The sequence below is a fragment of the Halobellus sp. Atlit-38R genome (assembly GCF_003665925.1).
Lineage (GTDB): Archaea > Halobacteriota > Halobacteria > Halobacteriales > Haloferacaceae > Haloquadratum > Haloquadratum inordinatus.
Genome location: NZ_QXIJ01000084.1, coordinates 1 through 702 on the forward strand (window position 1 = coordinate 1; position 702 = coordinate 702).

The following is a 702-nucleotide window of genomic DNA, read 5'->3' on the forward strand; positions in this document are numbered from 1 at the left end:
GTGGATCGTCGTGGGCATGGAGGACTCGAACGATATCCCAACCACCGAAGAGGTTCGATCCGCCCTCCAACTGCTCGCGCATCCAAGCGCAGGGGCCGTTGAGCAGGACAAAGAAGGATATCGGGTGACGACTGGCTATGAGAACGGGATCCAATTGGTTCGATCCCTCGCAGATGTCGTCCAACCACCGGGGAGGGAGGAGTAGATCACCGGCCTCTGCGACGGCACCTCGCTTGTCTCTGTCCTCACCCTCCGGCGCTTCGAGTGTTTCGAGCTGTACGCCGACAGCGATCGACGCTGAAATCCCAGCCGATCTCACACACACCACGTCTTCAAGTGTCTCCGATGACCAGACAGCCGTTCTAATTGTCGACCTTACACACCACCCGTTCAAGTGTTCAACTATAACCACCGACGCGATTGCGTACAATCTGCTGACGGTCCTGTCGAGGCCAGTTCGTCGTCGGGGCAGTACGTCGAAAATAGATATTGTGTCGAGGACAACAGAATCCAGTTAATCGATGAGACTCTCAACTATTTATGCCGCCTTTTTGGTGGCCCCTTCTTCGCTCGTGGATAGCTTCGGAAATAGTGGTGTGTGGGTTCCCGCTATCTCTTGTCACCAAAAGCTTCGAAAACGGGGGAGGGACAGACCCTCATTGTCGAGAGGATTTTCAGCAGTTCTACACAAAGACGAGATGA

The 702-nt window shown here is 54.6% G+C and carries 1 protein-coding gene; it reads right to left on the reverse strand.

Translation table 11 applies throughout. The features are described from left to right. Nucleotides 1-430: hypothetical protein (locus tag D3D02_RS21315; protein WP_233560708.1), on the reverse strand; the 430-nt coding region annotated here is incomplete at its 3' end. Nucleotides 431-702 lie beyond the last annotated feature (272 nt).